Origin of the sequence: Pseudoalteromonas sp. OANN1 (genome assembly GCF_024124685.1) — a bacterium.
GTDB lineage: Bacteria > Pseudomonadota > Gammaproteobacteria > Enterobacterales > Alteromonadaceae > Pseudoalteromonas > Pseudoalteromonas piscicida.
The window spans coordinates 188,390-209,738 of record NZ_JAMXSE010000007.1 but is presented as its reverse complement, the minus strand read 5'-3'; the positions used below and the strand labels follow the sequence as shown (position 1 = coordinate 209,738).

Below are 21,349 nucleotides of genomic sequence, written 5' to 3'. Positions count from 1 at the left end.
CAGAAGTGAAACAAAACAGCGTCGATGATAGTGTGGATTACCCATGTGAAAGTAGAACATCGCCAGGGCCAAATAAGAGAAACCCGTTGCAGCAATGCGACGGGTTTTTTGCTGTTTGGGGTATAGAGATTTGAGAAATAGAAAACCTCGCAAGCAATTAAAACCTCGCGAGGTAAACTCGCTCCTACCACAGTATCTGCAAGTGCAGCATGGTCGGAGGTTGTTTATCCGCCGATGGTTTGCAATGAAGTTCTGAAAAAATATTCTAAACCTAAGTAAATGCGCTACACCACAGTATAAACATGTATCGTGATAGGCGGTTTACCCACAAGTATTCATCCTAAACATTTCATAAAGTCACTTTACTCAGTACATTGAAAACTGTAAATATCGGCGATCCTACTACCTTTTGTGTGAGATCTTCGTTATGATTTTGCTTTTGTTTCACAACTAATTACGAAATGTCAGAACTCTATCATTGGTTTGATCTCTTGGGTGTTATGGTTTTTGCGATCTCGGGAACCTTAATTGCGCATAGTAAACACATGGATGGCTTTGGTGTGATTGTCCTTGCGACTGTAACTGGTATCGGGGGGGGAACATTACGAGACTTGATTTTAGATCAACCTGTTTTTTGGCTTCATGATACTAGCTATATTTACGCTATTTTATTTGCTGTCGCTGTGAGCATATGGTGGCTAAATCGGCATCAAAATATTCCAAGAACTGTACTGCAGGTTGCTGATGCCATTGGACTTGCTTTTTTCGCTGTAATGGGAGTACAAAAGGCTTTAAGTATCGGAATGCCTGATACTACAGCTGTGATCATGGGCGTATTGACCGGGTGTTTTGGTGGGGTTATCAGAGACGTATTAGCTCGAGAGATCCCCCTACTTCTAAAAGGAGAGTTATACGCGATCACCTGCATTTTTGGCGGGATAGTCTATACTCAAGCAATTAAATTGGGCATGGCAACAGAATACGTAATGGTATTGTCCATGGCGGCAACTTTGTTATTAAGATTAGCGGCTATGCGATACCACTTGGTGTTACACGTATTTAACTATAAATTTTAAGTAAGCAGGAGACATGGATGTCTTTAGCAAGAGTCTTCACTCGAGCACAAGTTGGTATTACCGCTCCCGAGGTAATTGTTGAGGTGCACCTTAGCAACGGTTTACCTGCCTTTAGTATTGTTGGGTTACCCGAAACCTCAGTTAAAGAAGCCAAAGAGCGCGTTCGTAGTGCCCTTGTTAATGCTGGCTTTTTATTTCCAGAACAGCGTATCACAGTAAACTTAGCACCAGCAGATCTACCCAAAGACGGTGGCCGCTTTGACTTTGCAATCGCACTCGGTGTTCTCGTCGCATCAGGACAGTTAGATAGCCATGCTATTGCTGATAAAGAGTTTTATGGTGAGCTTGCGTTAAATGGTGAGCTGAGGACGGTCACTGCGATTTTGCCATCTGTTATTGCAGCAGCGAAGGAGGGGAGAACTGCTTACTTACCAATTGGTAACGATGCAGTTGCGAGCCTCGCCGCTGATGCCAATCGTGTTGCTATAAGCTGCTTGCGTACAGCATGGTTAGGCTTAAGCGGCCAGCAATCACTTAGGTTTAATCAACTCTACCCAGATAATTTAAATATTGAAGCTTCAGGTGGGAGCTTGCTGGATATGGCTGAGGTGAAAGGGCAAGAGGGGGCGAAGCGAGTGCTAGAAATAGCCGCGGCAGGTGGGCATAACGTTTTATTTCTTGGTCCTCCTGGCACTGGAAAATCGATGCTTGCTCAGCGTCTACCCACTATAATGCCACTAATGACGGATAATCAGGCATTAGAAACAGCTTCTATCTATTCCATACTGGGAAAAACAATCAATCAATCAAACTGGAAAACAAGGCCTTTTAGAGCTCCACATCATACTTGCTCTGCGGTAGCCTTGGTTGGAGGCTCGTCGAACCCTAAGCCTGGGGAGATATCATTGTCAAATAATGGCGTTCTATTTTTGGACGAGTTGCCAGAATTTGATAGGAAGGTACTGGACTCATTACGTGAGCCGATGGAAACGGGCATGGTAACGATTTCGCGTGCAGCTCGACAAGTTGATTACCCTGCAAACTTTCAACTGATTGCAGCATTAAATCCCAGTCCTACAGGTTGTTACACTGACAAGCGAGCGTCTCCGGATCAAGTATTGCGCTATTTGGCTAAGATTTCAGGTCCATTTTTAGACCGAATAGATCTACAGGTAGAATTACCTCGTCTAAAAACAGAAGAGCTACAATCCCAGAGTGATGGAGAGTCTAGCGAGACAATAAGGGCTAGGGTGGAGCAGGCCTATAAAACAGCTTTAGCACGTCAGGGAAAATGTAACGATCAACTGAGTGTAAAAGAGCTAAATAATATCTGCTATCTTGCTGATACTGAGCGTTTATTTCTAGCAAAGGCAGCAGAAAAACTAAAGCTATCACCACGTTCATATCATCGAATAATCAAGGTCGCGCGTACCATAGCAGATCTGAGCTCGACACCTAATATTGGCTTATCACATTTAAAGGAGGCGCTTAGTTATCGTGCGCTGGAGAGGTTGTTAGGTCAGTTAACACAGTTCTAGCTAACGGCATTTCAATAGATAGGGAGTGTATAATTGGTAAAGGTTAAGCTGATAACATATAACCCTTGCCGCGAACCGTCACAATGCGTTTTTGCTCTTTTTCATCGCCGAGTTTTTTGCGTAGTCGGCCAACTAAGACATCAACCGTTCTGTCACTTGGGCTCCAATCAGGTTGCCCAATATCTTCTGAAATACGCTCTCTGGATGTTGCCCTTCCTGCATTGGAAATAAGACAAATTAATACTTTATGCTCTGCTTCGGTAAGTCGAGACTCAATACCATGTTGATTGATTAAGGTACGGTTATCAGGGTGTAGTTTAAAGTCAGCATATTCGATAAACTCTTCCGATTCATCGTCTTTATTACCAACTAAACGTTTGTATAAGGCACGCATACGCAGTTCAAGCTCAAGCGTATCAACAGGCTTACAAACGTAGTCATCAGCACCTTGCGCAAGACCTGCGATTCTGTCGGCTTGAGAGTCTCGACTGGAGAGCATGATGACACCAAGGTCTGATAAGGTATTAATCTCTTTCGCAAGTTGCAGGCCATCGGTGGCGGGTAAAACAACATCAACAATAGCAAGTGCAAATGGGTTTTGGGTTTGAGATTGAATAAGCTCAAGCGCAGTAGCCCCTGTATTGTCTACAGTGATACTGAACTCGGTATTTTCAAAGTGACTACACAGTCGCTTTGCTAAGAGTTCATCATCTTCAACTAATAAAACCTTTATGCTCATGTTTTCACTGTTAATTGTTGTTTAATTGTCGTTAATATAACACTGAGAGATCGCTGCTTGGAAGTACATGAAACGAATTCTTACAACTCTGTATCTGGCACGTTAACCTGACAACCTCGTTCGATCAAGGGGAAACCGAGCTTTATTATTAAATTATATACAATGATGTGTTTGATTGCTGCTTCCATAAACAAAAAGGCGACACAGAGTGCCGCCTAGTGTTGATTACTTACCGTATAGATGTTCCCACCATTGTGGCTCTTGCTTTAAATGTTTATCGAAATAAGCCAGCATGGTGTTCCACCAATGGAAGCGCTTGTCACGAGCAAAAATTTGATGATCTGCGCCTTTGTATTCGACCAACTCAACATCTTGGCCAAGGATCTTCAATGCGGTATACATATTGTGACTTTCACCTGGCGGCACATTGGTATCCGCGTCGCCGTGAATTAACAATAATGGTGTTGTTACTTTGTCTGCATTAAATACCGGGCTATGTTGTGAGTAAAGCGTTGGATTGTTCCAGGGGAAACTTCCTTTTGAGGCCTCGCCAGAATACAAATAACCCCACCAGCCTTGGCCCCAGTATGAAGTAATATTAGAAATACCAGCATGTGAGATAGAAGCTGAGAACAAATCAGTTTTTGTTGTTAGCAGCATGGTCATGAAGCCGCCGTAAGAAGCACCTAAATTACCTAAACGCTTGTCATCAACGAAAGGGTAGGCTTTCACAAACTCTTTGGTACCCATGATGATATCGTTAGCGGTGTGTTCACCCCAAGCATTGACGTGTTCTGCTGAGAACTTCTGACCGAAACCTGTCGCACCTGTTGGTTGCAAGACATAAACAACATAGCCATTTGCTGCCCATAAGTTAAATGGATAACGCCCTGTAAAGCCACGAGTCACTGGAGAAGTGCCGCCGTAATAATAAACGAGTGCTGGGTATTTTTTAGCTATGTCTAAATCGTGTGGTAGATACACGCGGCCTTTAATCTCCACGCCTTCAGTATTAGTAAAATTAAACTCTTCTAGGTTGGCAATTTCCGCATTCTGGTATGCGATATTTGCTGAGTCCCAAAGCGTGTCAGCTCGCTTATCTGACGTTGACATGGTTTTTAACTGTTGCGGAGTTGATGCTGTAGTTCCCGTGAACAAGATCTCTGGGTTACGTTCACTAGACACAGAATAGTTCGCGACAACATCCAGCCCGGTGTTTAAGCGTTTGAAAGTAGACTTACTTTCGTCGAAGAAGAAAAGCTGTTGACGATCTTGGTCAGTCGCTTTTAGTACCACATCGCCATTATTGAGTACGGTGAAGCTGCCTATGGCTGGGTCAAAGTTTTTACTCAGTGCTTTTACATTGTTGCCTTTGCGATCTATCCAATAAAGTTGGCCGTCATAGTTATTCGCGAGCATACCTTCAGGTAAGTTGCGCCCCGCACCTTCTGCAAAATCAGGACCTGCAGTTACATAAATACCATTTTTAGTGTATTGCGCGCCGCTAAATGTACGATACTGACCAATAACACTTTGCTGATTGTTTGATAGATCGATTTCTATTAGCTCTGTCAACATGTGAGGAGGTTGCGCGTAGTCTTGCTTATTACGTGTTGCTAAAACCGTGTTTGCTTGTGCGTCAAAGTCGGCCAAGCTGTGGCTTTGTGCGCCAACTGTCACAGGATTAAGTAGCCCACTTTTGATATCAAGTAAGAAGATTTGCGACTGGGTGCGGGCATATGACCATCTATCTTCTAATCCTTGATAATGTTTAGTCAGTTTGCCTTCTTCTTTGCCGTTGTTGGTCCACGCAAAAATAAGCGTGTCATTATCAAAAAACTCGATACTATTCGCGCCATTGAGCTTAGTAGCAACTTGAGTGCGTTTAAAGGTTTTTAGATCAAGGATGTAAGCTTTATTATCTTTTAAATAAGTGAGTTTGCTGCTGTCATCACGCCATGCAAAGCTAGTTGCACTCATGCCATCGAAACTGTAAAGCATGTCACCATCTTCATTGTATAAAGCAGTTTCGGTGATTGCTGCGTTGCCTTTTTCATCATCGTAGTGGCGGACGGTAGAGATATAATATTCGCCGTTAGGTGCAAGTGAGATAGCACTCACCGTTGGAGCATCAAACAACTGCTTTGCAGACAGCGCTTTGGTTTGTTTTTCTGTTAGCGTGATAACGTCATGTGCTGCTTCGCCTTCAAAGCTAAGATCAACTTTATTCCAGTCATTTACCTGCTCAGCGATAACGAGGATTTGATGATCGCCCTTGACGACATCAAGCTGAACCTCTTTAACACCGGAGACCGGCTCTCCATTTAGAAATATTTTGGCTTTCTCAATGCCCTCAAGCTTGAGTTTACCTGAGACAAAGCGTTCAGTAGTGAAATTAAACTTCAGAGCTTGTAGTCCAGGTATCGTTAATTGAGATACTTTATTCAGTGCTTGCCATTTGCTTTCATTATTGAATAGCGTTACCTGTTTGGCGTCTTGTTGTAATGATGGTAGCAGGTTTTCAATAATTGCATCACGATGAGCTGTATCCGCTGGCTTTATTGTTGATTCGCCAGCGATGGGACCCAAAAATTGTATTTTTGATTCGTCTAATGGGCTTGCTGAAAGTTGTGCTGAGACTGCCGTAAATAGTAGAGTGACGGCTGTACGTAATTTCATTTATTTGCGCCTATTGTAGGTAATTATATGATAAAACTATATCATAGTATTTTGAACCGGTTGTATTGCTGCGATAGACGTCCTAAATTTAATAGTCTGTGTTGATGAGCAACATAACGTATGCAGTTAAGCAAATACTTAGCGTTGAATAAAGAGGAGAATTTACTTGGTTTTATTATTAACCTACATGTTTTTGGCAATAGCTATCTCTTTTATCTGTTCGGTGATGGAAGCGGTGCTACTTAGTATTACGCCAAGCCATATAGGGATCTTAAAGCAAGACAATGATGCATTAGCATCGCGAGTTCAACGCCTTAAAGACAACATTGATCAGCCTTTATCTGCCATTCTAACGTTAAATACCGTTGCGCATACCGCCGGTGCAGCAGGGGTTGGTGCACAAGCTGCTGTGGTATTTTCAGATGCAGCTGTTGGTATTGCGTCTGCAGTGATGACGCTACTGGTTTTGGTACTGTCAGAAATCATTCCAAAGACTTTAGGAGCGACTTATTGGCGCGGATTAACACCTATCGTTTCCAGTGTGTTGGTATGGTTAGTTCGAATATTGAAGCCTTTTGTGTGGATGTCTGATCAGTTAACAAAAGTGATAGGCCGTAAAGAAGATGAGGCTCACTATATTCGTCAAGAAATCGAAGCGATGGCGGAGATTGGCTCTGAAGCAGGCGCATTACATCAAGACGAAACTGAAACCATTCGCAGCTTGTTGCGCTTTCGCCACGCCAAACTCGAAAGCATTATGACACCAAGAACGGTACTGTTTAAGGTGCATAAAGATATGACTGTGCACGAGTATTTGTCTGAGCATGGTTCGGTTGCTTTTTCTCGGGTGTTGGTATTTGATAAAAATACAGACGACATTATTGGCTTTGTGCATAAGAATGACATTATGCTTGCTTATCATAGGCTTGGAGAAGACTATAAAATTGGTAAGCTATCTCGCCCTCTTTATACCGTACCGGAAACGCTAGCTGCGCCAGAGCTATTCAAAGCGTTACTGGCAAAGCGTCTACACATTGCGCTTGTCATTGATGAATATGGCGATGTACAAGGCATAGTGACATTAGAAGATTTGCTTGAATCATTAATGGGAATGGATATTGTTGATGAGCGAGAGCAAACCACCAATATGCAAGCTGCTGCCAAGCAAAAGTGGCGAGAGCGAGTAGATAATCATGATAATTTGATTGAAGACAGCGACGAAGCTGCAGAAGCGTCTGAAACGCAAAGCGATAGAGAGGAAACGCCCTCTCCAGAGGTTAAGGGTTCGAATTAATCATGCGCTGCCAAGAGTGTATCCACCCAACTAGGTCTGTTAGTGGTTTAGGTTTGCTGATTAAAAAACCCTGCATTAATAGGCTATGCTTGTAGCGGTCAAGGTATTGTAGCTCTTCAATCCGCTCTATACCTTCAGCTACTATGTCTAATTGTTGATTTTGTGCGATGTCGATTAAGCTGTCGATAAGTACCTGTGAAAAGCGATCGGATTCCACATGGGTTATCAAAGAGCGGTCGATTTTGATCTCAGTAAACGGCAAAGACTTTAACTGCTGGATATTGGTAAATCCAGTACCAAAGTCATCTAACGAAATATCAAACCCCCGGATCCGTAAACGGTTCATTGTTTCCAATTGAATAGACTGATTCATCGGTTGGTTTTCAGTAATTTCTAAAATGATATCACTAGGCTTTAAACGGTTTATTTCTAGAATAAGTGCCAGTTTATCTGGGCAGCTCAGATCATTTAATTGCACTGGTGATAGATTAAAAGCCAGTTTAATTGGGTAATTTAGCTCAGATTTGATTGCTTTAAACTCGTCCGTTGCCTTTTCAAAAAGCTGGAAAGTAATGATGTTGATTAGATCGGTATCTTCGGCCACGCCAATGAAATGATCCGGTAAAATAACCTGCTCGGTATTTTTAGGCACAATACGGGCAAGCACTTCGACACTTTTAATCTTTTTGTCACCACGGTGAACCTTTGGCTGATAGTAAGGGGTAATTTCGTTGTGACTAATGGCGTGCAAAAGATCGCTTTCGGTTACCTTTTCAATACGGCTACGTTTAACAGTGGTATACGTCTCCATTTTTTTGAGCATACGCTCGACATCAACCAATTGTACGGGCTTGGAAATATTGCCGATAAGATGTGCATTGGATTGTCTGGCAAGGTTGGTTGCTAGATCAATAATCTTTTCGTCCATTTCGGAAATAATAATAATACCGCCGGAGAACCTTAGCTCTCCTAGTTGGCGAATAAACTCCATGCCATCCATTTCGGGCATATTGAGATCTGTAAAAATGGCGTCAAATTGATGAGGAGTCTGCCGTATTTTTTCTACAGCATTCACCGCACTTGAGCAGGTTGTGACATGCTCAATGCCAAGCTCAGTCATAATAGCTTGCATTACGACGAGGATCGCGGGTGAATCATCTACTACCATTATCCGATGTTTTGCTAATGACATTAACAATTCCTTCGTATACCTTACCTCCTTAAAGTCTAGTACAAATAATTTAAAGTGCTCAAATCTCAATACGCTTTAAAAGGTGATTTTTACTCAATTTGAAGCGCAATAATGATACTTTGCCTGCATTTTTCTAATTCAGATTTCGGCACCTCTTTATGAAACGGACGCTTTTAGCGATAATGCCCCAAATGACCTTTGGATCTGAATATGAATAGAGTCGAGCTTTCGCTAGCGGACAAAGCGGTATCTATCTTTTTTAACCAACAACAAGTAGTACAGCTTTTTGTCGAGCAACAAGCGATTACCTTTGAAGAGCAACATAATGGCATTTTCGCGACTATTGATGGACAAGCACTGGCGGTAAATACAGAGCAGTTACCTCAGGGGTTACTTGGTATTGCAGTAAATGGATCTGAGCTTCGGTGGCTCGAAGTGAGCACCGAGACACCTAAAGAAAAACGCAGCTTATTTGGTTTGGCAGCATTGGGCTTAAAGTTATTTAAAAGTGCCAAGGTGGTCAAAGCTGCGTTGGCTGGCGCATCCGTGGCAGGGTACGCATGGCTATTTTCTTGGCAGTTTGCGCTTATGCTTGTGGCTTGCTTAGTCGTTCATGAATATGGCCACGTCCGTGCTATGCGCTATTTTGGGATTAAAACAAAAGGCATCTATTTGATCCCTTTTGTTGGTGGCCTGGCTGTAAGTGACGATAAGATCACGACCCGCTGGCAAGATGTAGTTATTTCTTTGATGGGACCGGCATTTGGTTTGATAACCTCAATCCTTGGAGTGGTGTTGTATTACGCGACAGAGATGGAAATCTTTGCTGGTGTTGCAGTATTAAGTGCGCTGTTGAACTTATTCAATTTACTACCCATTTTGCCGTTAGATGGTGGGCATGTTCTAAAAAGTATAAGCTTTTCAATGCGCTCTTGGGTGGGGTTATTAGCGTGTATGGCAGGAGTATTATTCGGCCTGTGGATAAGTTACACCTTTGGCTTAATCCTACTGGTGATATTCATATTGATTGGTAGTTTTGAAATCCTGATTGAGTGGCGTGGCCGTAATTACAGTCACTTATTACCCCTTGACCGGTATGGGCAAGTGGTCAGCGCCATTATGTATATAGTTGTTATTACGGGTCATGTTGCGGTAATGATGCATTTTGCTGATTCAGAGAATCCAATCCTAAGCTTGCCAATGAAAATTTTATCAAGTTAATCTGTGTAAGAAGGTGCATTACGCACCTTCTTACAGAGGCAGTAATAATAAAGTTGCGATAATTACACCCGTTACCAGCAATTGTATCAGGCAAAATCCCATAATATCTTTGGCTTTAAGACCTGCAATTGCAAGTACTGGGAGTGCCCAAAATGGCTGGATCAGGTTAGTCCAAGCATCACCCCATGCAACGGCCATCGCGACTCTAGCTATGTCTGCATTAAGTGCTTCTGCTGCGGGAATAATAATTGGTGCTTGTACCGCCCACTGACCGCCACCTGAAGGCACAAATATATTTACAAGACCTGCGCTTAAAAAGCTCCACAGCGGTAATGTCCATTGACTGCTAATAGAAACAAATCCTTGAGATATCTGTTGTGCTAGTCCTGTTTCGACCATCATAGCCATGATCCCAGCATAAAAAGGAAACTGGATCACGATACCGGCACCACCTTGAATTGCTTGTTGTAGACCATTGAGAATATTTGCAGGGGTTTTGTGTAGCAGCATGGCTAAGAACAAAAACAGGGCTATGACGATATTCAATGTCAATGTGCCTGCATTAAATATAAAGTAAAAGCCTAGATAGCTAAGACCGATTGCTCCTCCTAACATACCAAGCCATGAGGCATTTTCTAATTTTGCAGCCGGAGTATTGTGGGTACTGATATCATTACTTTGTTCAATGAGCTTTTCTTTATCAACAATAACTGCGTCATCATCTTTGGGAAGCATCAGTTTATTTATAAGTGGTAAAACGATAAAAATACTGAGTACGATGAGCAGGTTAAAAGGTGCAAAGATTGTCTCTGAAGTGGTAACAATACCGATGCTCTTTTCACTAAAGTGGCCCGGGGTTGCGATAGTCAGGGGGACTGAGCCTGATAGGCCTGCGTGCCAAACAACAAAACCAGAGTAAGCACTTGCCACTAACAGGCGATAATCAACTTTCACTTTTCGAGCGATGGCCTTTGCGCACAAAGCTCCGACTACTAAGCCAAACCCCCAATTTATCCAGCTGGCGCTCATCGCAACAAAGGTGGTGAGTATAATTGCTTGAGAAGGAGTTTTAGCTAGGCCTGCGATACGGTCTAGCGCTTTCGCTATTGGAGGGGTAACAGCAAGCATGTGACCACATAATAAAACTAACAACATTTGCATCGCAAAAGTAAGCAGCTTCCAAAAACCATTACCCCATGCCTCAAGCACCATGACAGGCGTTGCTGGAGTAAACAATGTAGCGAGTACCATCACCAAAAAAGTGAGTAAAAGCACAATCACAAATGGATCGGGTAGATACTTGTCGACTAATTTTGTTAGCGGGGTGGTAAACTTGCCAAGCATAAGACATCCTGTTTTCATTATTATTTTATGCAAATCAAAGTGATTGAATTACGCATCATAATATAGCTAAACTTTAAGCTAAAAGTTAGTGGTTTAGGCTAACTTATAGTGAACAGAAAACAATGAGTTTCATTGGTTTCTTTTAAAATCAAAGTGTTAGGGTTGGCATGAAATCTGATATATTAAAAAGAAAGACTTTAAGTAACTAAGAGAGGTAACTATGTCTGGACAAGGTTCTGGTGGTAATGTAATTGCAGCGATTTGTAACGTCTTTTTCCCTGGCCTTGGTCAGTTGGTTCAAGGTCGTATATTGGCGGCTTTAATCTTCGCAATAGTTGTTGTAGGTGGGTATGCACTGTGGTTTTTATTGGTTCCACCTGTGATCGCAGCTGTTTTCCATTTGTGGGCTATTATTGATGCTGCTAAGTATACGCCGCCTAGGTATTAACGGTTATACCAAAAAGTATAACCACCCAGTCAGGCTGACCATGCTCAGCACAGTAGACAGCACAACGGTAGCCGCAAGTGTTGCTTGTTGGCTGTCGAGCTGTCTAGCAACAAGATAGGCATTGACTCCTAAAGGAGAGGCACTCATTAAAGTCACCACCTGAACTTGCTGAGTTGCCAATCCTAAATAAGTAGCAAAGAGATAAACCAATCCCGGTAGTAGCGTCAGTTTTACTGCACTTAGCCATAGTGCACCGTGTAACTTTCCTCGCACGCCATACTGTACCAAGCTCGCACCTAGAATAAATAGCGCCCCTGGAATGGCAGGTTTTGCCAACCAACTAAAGCTTTCAAGTATTAAGCTTGGTAGCTTTAATCCAGCAACTTTTAATATCAAACCACTCGTAATACTTATCACTATTGGATTTAACAGCAGGGGTTTCGCAATATCCAACTTATTCTTGTGTCTTGCTGCCAGTAAAAAAGTCATAAAAAACAGCATCGCACTGTGGAATGTAATAATCATAAATACCATGGCAGCGGCTTGCTCACCGAGCGCCATTAGGATAATCGGTAATCCGACTAACACGGTATTAGAGTAGGTGCCACTTAATGCTAATGCTGCACTGTCTGCTTTTGAGCGATGTTGCGCTTTAAAGAGAAACAGGTATAAGCCAGCATAAGTCAGAGCGACTGGGAGATAAAAGGATAATAACAAGGAGCCTGTTGCGAGGTTTTTCAGATCTGCTTGTACCATACAGCTAAATAACAGCACAGGAATACATAAATTAAAGATAAAAGTACGCAAGCCATCAAGCTGATTGATGGCGATAAAGCCAATCTTTGCACTCAAAAAACCAGAAATAACGATAAAGATGAGAGGAAATAAGATCTCAACAGGCGACATGCGTTGACCAACAATCGAGTGGTTAAAAGGTAATTCTATCAATGAATGCTTAGCGGACGCCACTTAGGTATAATAAAAGAAGGTGATTTAGTTAAGAAGTAAAGATGGAATACCAGTTTATTCGTGACCCACTTTCTGGGTTTCGAGCTCGCTTAAATGACGAGCATGCGTTGATAGGTCGGTGGCTGAGCGAAGAGCTTGCACATGAGCGTATTGTCAGCCTGCTGACACAGCTTGAAAACCTGCCAAATCAAAAAGAAGAGCTTGTGTTGGCTGGAAAAGAGATCCGCGCCACGTTCACGCCGCAAGAAGCATTATTTGAAAGCCACGCTCTGTTTCATGAAAGTGATGACATAGCGCAGTACCAAGAAGACGCGCTGGCTTTAGATGAGTCGGGTATGATGGCGGTGTGTGGCTATGAAGATTTTTTACCCATGCTGATAGAGTGGGCTGAATTTACCAAAGCTAAATAAGTTCTGTGGGGCTTGTTGATCTTGCATGCTTGAGTTCAACAGCCCCTGAAGTATAGCGATAGCTTATTTGGGCGTACCATAGAGTTGCTCTGCTCTATTAAATAACACCCATGAAGTGAGTATATACTTATCATTAGAAACCGGAATATTGCCTCTATGTGTATGTGTAAAATACCCTGGCGCTATCACCATAGAGCCTTTTACAGGGGCAATTTTACGCTGCTGATAATAAAACTCGGTCTCGCCACCTTCCTCGACATCATTAAGGTAGAACATAAATAACAGCACTCGGTGTAAGGCTTCATTATGGTCATGTTGAGGGTAGACTTCGCTGTGCCAGTAAGGGTAGCCGCCTTTATTTATTTGATAGCGCTGAGCTTGGATAGCGCCCAAACGAAACAGCTGTTGAGCAAGGACCGGGAGTTGTGGCTTGCCGACTTCTTCAAAGTTATCCACAGTGAGATCGACAGGCTCACCAGTTTTGGGGTGATACACTTTAAGTCCAAATGCACCGATGATCATAAAGAAATGCTCTTCAAGGTATTCAAATAAGTGCTTTGCCGTAACCTGTTGAATGTGTTGTAACTGTTTGGCATAGTCAGGATAGGAATTTAAATAAAGGTCGTGACTGACTTTTTTACTCAAGTCGACACCACCAGACGTAGTCCCCTGTTTTAAATGTGGGCTTTGATCGAAGGTCTTTACGAATTCATCGCAAAAGTCTGAACTGAGTGCGTTATCGTAAACGCGAATAAAATCACTCATGTTTTTCCCTAGTTTTTATTGGAGTTATTATGCTGTCTGAAAAGCTTATGCCGCGTTTTTGCGACACTGATGTGCTTGGACATATCAACAATACCGTACTCCCTGTGTGGTTTGAAGCCGTGCGCACACCTATTTTCAAAATATTTACACCAGATTTAAATCCAAAAGAGTGGAAATTGATCGTTGCTAAAGTCGAAGTCACCTTTAAAGGGGAGCTATTTTATGGTCAGGAAGTCGAAATAAAAACGGCTGTTGAACATATCGGCAACAGCTCATTTGTGATTTTGCAGCAGGCTTGGCAGCATGGAGAGTGCTGTGCTGAAGGTAAAACCATTATGGTGCGATATGACTTTGCGGTTAAGCAATCTCAACCGCTGAGTCAGCAAGAGCGCGATGCGCTAGGCACCTTTATGGTTGCTGTGGTTTAAACTGATGACCAATTGCCGCTGAGATACAAGGCTTTACCGTATAGGTATAGCCGTATTCTGCGGCGTTATCCGGCATGATCTCTAAAATCTCATAATCGTTTAATTCAACAATATTACTGCCTTCGCTATGTTCACAACGTGAGTTTCCGTCAGACTCAAAGCGAAAGATAAAGTAAGCCAGTATTTGATTAAGCACATCGTTATAGTTTTTGCCTTGCTCGTGCAAATCCGGGTTGGGATCGTTATTAATAGATACTGTTAACGACTCCGGCTCATCTGCCGTGGGCTGTGCTTCATCTTGTTGTGGAGTATCGCCACTCATGTCGGCCACTTGTGGTTGAGTTTCCGATGCTCCTTCGTTTTCTTCTGCGGAGTCTGCAGAGCGCGATTCTTTCGCGTTGGCTTGGAAAGAAATTCCGTCCTTATCTACTTTGAAATCAGAAGAAAACTCAGTAAATGCGGTTGAAGCACCTGATTTAGCGATGCCAAGCACCAAGAACGCCAATAAAACAAAACACATGATCAACCTAATGATCGCTGTTGTTGCCGGATAACGATAGTGATTCTGATGCCAAAAAGGCTTTATACGTAATGGTTTAAGTAGGAAAAGTACAACGACATAGCAGGTCATAAAGAGTTGCGCGAGAATTAATAAGAAGGTACTGGTAATAAAAAACCAAGTAGGTAACGACAGCAACACACTCAAATTATGTGTGTAAGGGAAATTATCTGTGCTGACTCCAGTTAAATCATTGATACGACCATCAGCTTGCACTAACACAAAGTTGGCGATAAAGGCATAAAATAACAGTATTAGTGCTTTGCCAGGCACACTTTCCCAAAAGGTCATGATCCTTGGCCAGAATTCATAACATAGCGCCGTTACTGTGGTTATTAAGATCAAAAAAGCGGTGAAGTTATTATCTTCAGTTTCACTCAAGCTGAACATGAAAATGATAAAACTGACCAAATAATAGCGTTGAGCCAGCGTTAGGCTTTGCCAAAATTGGCCGATGGAAAAGCGCAGTCTTGCTAGGTATGCGGTTAAGTTTTTTGGCGCGAGAAGTTGATGCATAATAAGTGAATTTGTAATTATTATGCACCAATAATAGAGACTTTTAGAAATTAAGACAATAAGGGCTTAAGGTACTTACCTGTATGCGAAGCCTCAAAGTCAGCCACCGTTTCAGGTGTACCTGAGACGAGGATTTGACCACCTCCTGCTCCTCCCTCTGGACCTAAGTCCACAATCCAGTCCGCGGTTTTGATGACATCTAGATTATGCTCGATAACCAACACCGTATTACCATGATCGCGTAGACGATGTAATACCGCGAGTAGCTGCTGAATATCATGGAAGTGCAGACCTGTGGTTGGCTCATCGAGAATGTAGAGTGTTTTACCGGTATCTCGTTTTGATAGTTCACGAGCGAGCTTAACCCGCTGGGCTTCACCACCGGACAAGGTTGTGGCGGCTTGCCCTAAGCGAATGTAGGAAAGGCCCACATCCATTAAAGTTTGTAGTTTGCGATTGATTGCGGGAATTTTATCAAAAAATTCTCGAGCGTCCTCAACGGTCATTTCCAACACTTCGTGGATATTTTTACCTTTATACAGCACTTCCAGTGTTTCACGGTTATAGCGCTTACCAGTACAGACATCACAAGGAACATAGACATCCGGCAGGAAGTGCATTTCTACCTTGATAACTCCATCGCCTTGACAGGCCTCACAGCGACCGCCTTTAACATTAAAACTAAAGCGGCCAACCTTATAACCGCGTGAACGCGACTCTTGCGTCCCCGCAAATAGTTCACGGATAGCAGTAAAGATCCCGGTATAAGTTGCAGGGTTTGAACGTGGTGTGCGACCGATAGGACTCTGATCAATATCGATAACTTTATCGAAGTGATCTAGCCCATGAACTGATTCATATGGTGCAGCTTCTTGCGTTGTTGCACCATTTAATTCCTGATGGGCAAGCTTGAATAGGGTGTCATTAATGAGGGTAGATTTACCCGAACCAGATACCCCAGTTACGCAGGTCATGAGCCCAACAGGCACTTTTAAGTCGACACTTTTTAGGTTGTTGCCCGTTGCGCCTTTAAGCTCAAGCCATTTGTCATCACATTGATGGCGTTGCGCTGGAACTTCAATACATTTCTCGCCACTGAGATATTGACCCGTTAATGAGTCTTTACTTTGCATTATCTCATCGCGAGTTCCCTCAGCGACGACATAGCCGCCGTGTACACCGGCGCCTGGACCGATATCGATGATGTGATCGGCTGCGCGAATAGCATCTTCGTCGTGCTCTACCACAATCACGGTGTTGCCAAGATCTCTTAGGTGCGTGAGTGTTTTAAGTAAACGATCGTTATCGCGCTGATGTAGACCAATTGAAGGCTCATCTAGTACGTACATTACCCCCACGAGACCAGCGCCAATTTGGCTTGCAAGACGGATCCGCTGAGCTTCACCGCCAGATAAAGTATCAGCACTACGCTCCAAAGAGAGGTAATTTAGGCCTACATTGATCAAGAAAGATAAACGGTCGCGGATCTCTTTGAGTATTTTGTCCGCAATTTGTGCTTTTTGGCCTGTGAGTGCTAAGTCGATAAAAAATTGACTGGCTTCGCCGATACTCATCGTTGTTACAGTTGGCAGGTTGGTCGAGCCGATAAACACATGGCGAGCTTCTTCGCGCAGGCGTGAGCCATGGCAACTTGGACACGCTTGGCTGGTTTGATATTTGGCGAGCTCTTCTCTTACTGAACTGGACTCCGTTTCCCGATAACGGCGATTCATATTGTTTAACACGCCTTCAAACTCGTGATTGCGGGTGATAAGATCGCCTCTGTCATTACGATACTTAAACGCGATTTTAGTTTTGCCTGAGCCTTCTAATACTACTTTTTGAAATTTACTCGGCAGATCCTGAAATGGCGTTTCTAAGTCAAATCCATATTGCTCGGCAACTGAGCTTAGCATCTGAAAATAGTAAAAACTGCGTTTATCCCACCCTTTGATTGCACCGCCAGATAAGCTTAGTTCTGGGTTTTGCACTACACGTTTGGGATCAAAATACTGCTTTACCCCCAAGCCATCACAGCTTTGGCAGGCACCTGCTGGGTTATTGAAAGAAAACAATCTTGGTTCAAGTTCGCTCATGGCATAGCCACAAGTTGGACAGGCAAAATTGGCCGAGAAGATCAGTTCGTCTGCTTCACTATCATCCATATAGGCGATTTGCGCAATGCCATCAGCCAAATCAAGCGCGGTTTCAAAAGATTCGGCTAACCGTTGCTCAAGCCCTGCTTTGACTTTGAAACGGTCCACCACAACTTCTATGGTATGTTTTTTCTGTAACTCTAGTGTCGGTGGATCTGAGAGATCGCATACCTCGCCATCAATACGTGCACGAATAAAACCTTGGCTCGCAAGCTCTTCTAACAGTTTTACGTGCTCACCTTTACGGTTTTTCACCACCGGTGCAAGTAGCATGAGTTTGCTACCCTCAGGTAGTGCCAATACAGTATCAACCATTTGGCTGATAGTTTGTGCGGCTAACGGTAAATCATGGGTAGGGCATCTCGGTTCACCCACTCGGGCAAAGAGTAATCTTAAATAGTCGTATATTTCGGTAATGGTGCCCACGGTTGAACGTGGATTGTGAGAAGTCGACTTCTGCTCAATGGAAATCGCGGGAGACAAGCCCTCAATGTGATCCACATCTGGTTTTTCCATCAGCGATAAAAATTGCCTCGCGTACGCAGATAAAGACTCAACATAACGACGCTGGCCTTCTGCGTATAAGGTGTCAAATGCTAAAGACGACTTCCCTGAACCAGAAAGACCCGTGATCACTATCAATTTGTCTCTTGGAATGGTGAGTGAAATGTCTTTTAAATTGTGGGTGCGGGCACCCCTAACTTCTATTTTATCCATACGACCCTTGTGTTTTTTCGTGCGCTGTACTGAGTACGCGATACTAATCCACTAAATTGAAATCTGGATCAGTCAAAGCATGATGTGAAGTGAACAGATTACCGCATCCCGAATACAAAATTAAGTTATCTCTGCTAAACGAACTAAACTTATTAAACCGATCAACTTGGGATATTGATTTTGTATCGACTTTTATTGCTTTTGGCGTTGCTTTGCCAAAATGTCTTCGCTTGTGAGCTGGTGGTACGGTTTGAGAATTATGCTGCGCAGTCTAAGTTAAATGACGACCTTGTTTGGCACGGTATGGATGTTGATTTTGCTAAAGCCTTGTTAGATGAAGCGGGGTGTAGTTATCGTTTCGTAAGTATTCCTTGGGGTCGGGCGCTGAAGCTTTTAGAGGAAGGTGATATCGATCTTATTTTGAGCGTCACAAAAACACCAGTACGTGAACAGTTTGCGTATTTTATTGGTCCTCAACGCATGGAAACCATTGTTTTTGCAATGAACTCAGGCGAGCCTCACCAGCTTGACTCACTTGAGTCGTTATTCCATCTGTCAAAGCCCATCGCTATTCAGCGTAATGCTTATTACGGTGAGGCGTTTACAGCTCGCCTTGCGCGTCGTACCGACAGTGAAACGCAATTTATTTATGTACCCGACAATCAGGTAAAATTGAATTTGCTCAAAAAAGGCAGGATCGCAGGGTTTTTAGAAGAAAAATTCAATATCCTGTATCAAAGTAAAAATAACCCTGATTTTGAAAAGTTTGCAATTAGCCCGTTGGTTATTAACGAAAACCCAGTATATTTTGCCTTTAGCAAGGCACGCACCTCGAGCGAGCGTTTGCAGCGTTTAAGTCAAGCATTTGAACGGGTTAAACGTAGCGGAAAATTAGATCAGATCACGGCCAAGTACGGCGTCAACTAGCGCTTTTTTCTTTCGAAGTAAATCGCTCAAATTTATGATGGTAACAATCGCATTGCAAAGATCCGTTCGCGCTAGTGTAAGTTAAGAAAAGAGTTTGTTAAACTTGCGCGTGATTTTCGATAGTGATGAATACCGCCTTATGTCTAATGACTCTTTAAATCCAACTGAAAAGCGCGCCGCGATTTCTCTTGCTGGCGTTTTCGCTTTCCGCATGCTTGGTTTGTTCATGCTGATGCCAGTGTTAGCTGTTTACGGCCAGTCTTTACAGGATGTCTCGCCACTGTGGATTGGTTTGGCTATTGGTGCTTATGGTTTGACTCAAGCTGTACTGCAGATACCTATGGGTTGGTTGTCTGATAAGTTTGGCCGTAAGCCAATCATCATTGGTGGGTTGTTGGTATTTGCATTAGGATCTGTTATCGCAGCATTAGCGGATTCAATCTATTGGGTGACATTTGGTAGAGCCCTACAGGGCATGGGCGCGATTGCAAGTGCTTTACTTGCGCTTGCTGCGGATTTGAGCCGTGACGAGCAGCGTCCCAAGGTAATGGCGGTCATTGGCATGTGCATTGGTATGAGCTTTGCTGTAGCCATGTTATTAGGACCAATGATTGCGGCGTCTTTTGGTATCGCAGGGATCTTCTGGCTGACGGCGGTATTGGCAATTGTAGGTATCGCTATCATTACCTTTATGGTGCCAAATGCGGTAAATAAAGCCCCAAAAGGTGACACAATTGCAAGTTTTGCAGATATTCGTCGCTTGGTGCAAAACCCACAGTTACTGAGGCTTGATCTTGGGGTGTTGCTATTGCATTTGACGCTGACTACAATTTTTGTAGCCTTGCCAGGTCAGTTGATCCGTGATGGTCTTGCTGCTGACAGGCACTGGCAACTCTATATTCCGGTATTTTTACTCGCCTTTATTTTGATGGCACCGATGATGATAGTGGCGATCCGCAAACAAAAAGAAAAGCAGACATTCTTGCTGTCTATTGCAATGCTAGTGGTAAGCTCAATTACTTTGTATTGCTTTGTAGATTCGCTCTGGGTGATCGCAGGTGCAATGCTGGTCTATTTTATTGCCTTTAATTTTCTCGAAGCAACTATGCCTGCGTTGGTTTCTCGCATAGCTCCAGCAAACCAAAAGGGATCGGCGATGGGAGTGTTTTCATCTGGCCAGTTTCTTGGTGCATTTATAGGCGGTGCTTTGGGTGGTATTTTGGCACAAAATTTTGCGGTCGATACGATATTTGCCGCAACGGCCATTATTGGGGTAATATGGTTTGTTATCGCATGGGGTATGCAAGTACCACCTAAGAGCAAAGCGATCAGCTTAGTTTCTGCTGTAGAAAATGAGCAACAAGCGACGGAATTGGCAGATCAATTGGTTTCATTACCTGGGGTACTTGAGGCCACGGTAGTAAGAGATGAGAATCGTAGCTACCTAAAAGTAGATGATAAAATTTTTGATTTGAAGCAAGCCAAGCAAGTGTTGGGCTTGTCATAGTGTGAGGAGACAATGCCATGGCACGTGGTGTTAATAAAGTAATTTTGGTAGGTAATCTGGGCCAAGATCCTGAAGTTCGCTATATGCCAAACGGTAACGGCGTGGCTAACATCAGCATTGCAACTACGGATAGCTGGAAAGATAAAAACACCGGTCAATTGCAAGAGCGTACAGAATGGCACCGTGTGGTGTTGTTTGGCAAACTTGCGGAAGTTGCGGGTGAGTATTTAAGAAAAGGCTCGCAGGTGTACATTGAAGGTCGTCTACAAACTCGTAAGTGGACAGATCAAAGCGGTCAAGAAAAGTACACAACAGAAATCGTTGTGGACATGGGTGGCCAAATGCAAATGCTAGGTGGTCGTGGCGAGCAGCAGGGTCAAGGTGGTGGCCAGTACCAAGGTGGTCAACAGCAGCAAAATAATTATGGCCAACAAAGCTATAATCAAGCGCCTCAGCAGCAATATTCGCAGCCACAGCAAAGCCAGTCAAACCAACAGCAAGGTGGATTCGCACCACAGCAATCGCAACAGAATTCTCAGCAGTCTTCTGGATTTGGTGGCCAGTCTCAAGGCGGCTTTGCACCACAACAGAACCAAAACAATGGTCAATCAGGCGGTAGCTCAAACCCTATGGAGCCACCAATTGACTTTGATGATGATATTCCGTTCTAAATGGTGGTATAGCATCTACGAAAACCCTAGCATCATGCTGGGGTTTTTGTTTTTTACCGGTATAAATATCTCTAAGAAAATGGTGACAAGTAAGCTTAGATAAAGCTTACCATCTTGTACGATTAATAAACTTAACGCATTTCTAGTTTTGGCTCAGTTGCTTATCCTTTCTGCACAATTAAAAGCCGCATCT

At 43.3% G+C, this 21,349-nt stretch carries 18 protein-coding genes; 10 read left to right on the top strand and 8 right to left on the bottom strand.

Features of this window, described 5'->3' with window-relative positions:
- The first annotated feature begins 461 nt into the window (after positions 1-461).
- Entirely contained in the window at positions 462-1,076 is a 615-nt protein-coding gene (locus tag NH462_RS08760; protein WP_010376603.1) for a trimeric intracellular cation channel family protein, read from the top strand.
- A 17-nt stretch (positions 1,077-1,093) separates the two neighbouring features.
- Positions 1,094-2,614 carry a YifB family Mg chelatase-like AAA ATPase gene (locus tag NH462_RS08755; protein ID WP_253105414.1) on the top strand — a complete coding sequence of 507 codons (1,521 nt, stop codon included), beginning with the start codon at positions 1,094-1,096 and terminating at the stop codon, positions 2,612-2,614.
- 43 nt (positions 2,615-2,657) lie between these two features.
- Here NH462_RS08755 and NH462_RS08750 read toward each other — a convergent pair whose 3' ends face one another.
- A complete protein-coding gene (locus tag NH462_RS08750; RefSeq protein ID WP_017219015.1) occupies positions 2,658-3,353 on the bottom strand; it encodes a response regulator transcription factor in 696 nt (231 codons plus the stop codon).
- A gap of 225 nt (positions 3,354-3,578) precedes the next feature.
- Positions 3,579-6,032 carry a prolyl oligopeptidase family serine peptidase gene (locus NH462_RS08745; protein ID WP_253105413.1) on the bottom strand — a complete coding sequence of 818 codons (2,454 nt, stop codon included), beginning with the start codon at positions 6,030-6,032 and terminating at the stop codon, positions 3,579-3,581.
- A 166-nt stretch (positions 6,033-6,198) separates the two neighbouring features.
- Here NH462_RS08745 and NH462_RS08740 point away from each other — a divergent pair, with 166 nt between their 5' ends.
- Positions 6,199-7,326, top strand: coding sequence for a hemolysin family protein (locus tag NH462_RS08740; protein WP_026001070.1), 1,128 nt, complete (start codon positions 6,199-6,201; stop codon positions 7,324-7,326).
- Here the strand turns inward: NH462_RS08740 and NH462_RS08735 are convergent.
- Positions 7,310-8,518 (bottom strand): EAL domain-containing response regulator, encoded by a 1,209-nt coding sequence (locus tag NH462_RS08735; RefSeq protein ID WP_010376614.1) that lies wholly within the window; start codon positions 8,516-8,518, stop codon positions 7,310-7,312. The two genes, NH462_RS08740 and NH462_RS08735, sit on opposite strands and share 17 nt — an antisense overlap.
- Positions 8,519-8,728: 210 nt before the next feature.
- Here NH462_RS08735 and NH462_RS08730 point away from each other — a divergent pair, with 210 nt between their 5' ends.
- Positions 8,729-9,739, top strand: a complete 1,011-nt coding sequence (locus tag NH462_RS08730) for a site-2 protease family protein (RefSeq protein WP_102055963.1) — start codon at positions 8,729-8,731, stop codon at positions 9,737-9,739.
- Positions 9,740-9,769: 30 nt separating this feature from the next.
- On the opposite strand, the gene NH462_RS08725 is transcribed toward NH462_RS08730, so the two are convergent.
- Positions 9,770-11,083, bottom strand: coding sequence for a TIGR00366 family protein (locus NH462_RS08725; RefSeq protein WP_253105412.1), 1,314 nt, complete (start codon positions 11,081-11,083; stop codon positions 9,770-9,772).
- Between the two features lie 220 nt (positions 11,084-11,303).
- Between NH462_RS08725 and NH462_RS08720 the strand changes: the two genes are divergently transcribed.
- Positions 11,304-11,531 carry a hypothetical protein gene (locus NH462_RS08720; RefSeq protein WP_010376621.1) on the top strand — a complete coding sequence of 76 codons (228 nt, stop codon included), beginning with the start codon at positions 11,304-11,306 and terminating at the stop codon, positions 11,529-11,531.
- A gap of 3 nt (positions 11,532-11,534) precedes the next feature.
- On the opposite strand, the gene NH462_RS08715 is transcribed toward NH462_RS08720, so the two are convergent.
- Positions 11,535-12,479 (bottom strand): AEC family transporter, encoded by a 945-nt coding sequence (locus tag NH462_RS08715; RefSeq protein WP_253105411.1) that lies wholly within the window; start codon positions 12,477-12,479, stop codon positions 11,535-11,537.
- 62 nt (positions 12,480-12,541) lie between these two features.
- On the opposite strand from NH462_RS08715, the gene NH462_RS08710 reads away from it, so the two are divergent.
- A complete protein-coding gene (locus NH462_RS08710; RefSeq protein WP_010376624.1) occupies positions 12,542-12,910 on the top strand; it encodes a YacL family protein in 369 nt (122 codons plus the stop codon).
- Between the two features lie 63 nt (positions 12,911-12,973).
- Here NH462_RS08710 and NH462_RS08705 read toward each other — a convergent pair whose 3' ends face one another.
- Positions 12,974-13,675 carry a 2OG-Fe(II) oxygenase gene (locus tag NH462_RS08705; RefSeq protein ID WP_088531994.1) on the bottom strand — a complete coding sequence of 234 codons (702 nt, stop codon included), beginning with the start codon at positions 13,673-13,675 and terminating at the stop codon, positions 12,974-12,976.
- Positions 13,676-13,704: 29 nt separating this feature from the next.
- Here NH462_RS08705 and NH462_RS08700 point away from each other — a divergent pair, with 29 nt between their 5' ends.
- Complete coding sequence (locus tag NH462_RS08700) at positions 13,705-14,103, top strand: thioesterase family protein (RefSeq protein ID WP_253105410.1); 399 nt, start codon at positions 13,705-13,707, stop codon at positions 14,101-14,103.
- Here the strand turns inward: NH462_RS08700 and NH462_RS08695 are convergent.
- Both NH462_RS08695 and uvrA read right to left on the bottom strand, forming a co-directional pair.
- On the bottom strand, positions 14,084-15,178 hold the full coding sequence (locus NH462_RS08695) for a hypothetical protein (protein ID WP_239360763.1): 1,095 nt from the start codon (positions 15,176-15,178) through the stop codon (positions 14,084-14,086). The two genes, NH462_RS08700 and NH462_RS08695, sit on opposite strands and share 20 nt — an antisense overlap.
- A gap of 50 nt (positions 15,179-15,228) precedes the next feature.
- Positions 15,229-18,051 (bottom strand): excinuclease ABC subunit UvrA, encoded by a 2,823-nt coding sequence (gene uvrA, locus NH462_RS08690; RefSeq protein WP_253105409.1) that lies wholly within the window; start codon positions 18,049-18,051, stop codon positions 15,229-15,231.
- A 180-nt stretch (positions 18,052-18,231) separates the two neighbouring features.
- Between uvrA and NH462_RS08685 the strand changes: the two genes are divergently transcribed.
- The 3 genes from NH462_RS08685 (at position 18,232) to ssb (ending at position 21,156) form a co-directional block, all read left to right on the top strand.
- A complete protein-coding gene (locus NH462_RS08685; protein WP_010376631.1) occupies positions 18,232-18,978 on the top strand; it encodes a transporter substrate-binding domain-containing protein in 747 nt (248 codons plus the stop codon).
- Positions 18,979-19,117: 139 nt separating this feature from the next.
- Positions 19,118-20,485 carry an MFS transporter gene (locus tag NH462_RS08680; RefSeq protein WP_026001071.1) on the top strand — a complete coding sequence of 456 codons (1,368 nt, stop codon included), beginning with the start codon at positions 19,118-19,120 and terminating at the stop codon, positions 20,483-20,485.
- Positions 20,486-20,502: 17 nt separating this feature from the next.
- Complete coding sequence (gene ssb / locus NH462_RS08675) at positions 20,503-21,156, top strand: single-stranded DNA-binding protein (protein ID WP_010376633.1); 654 nt, start codon at positions 20,503-20,505, stop codon at positions 21,154-21,156.
- Positions 21,157-21,349 lie beyond the last annotated feature (193 nt).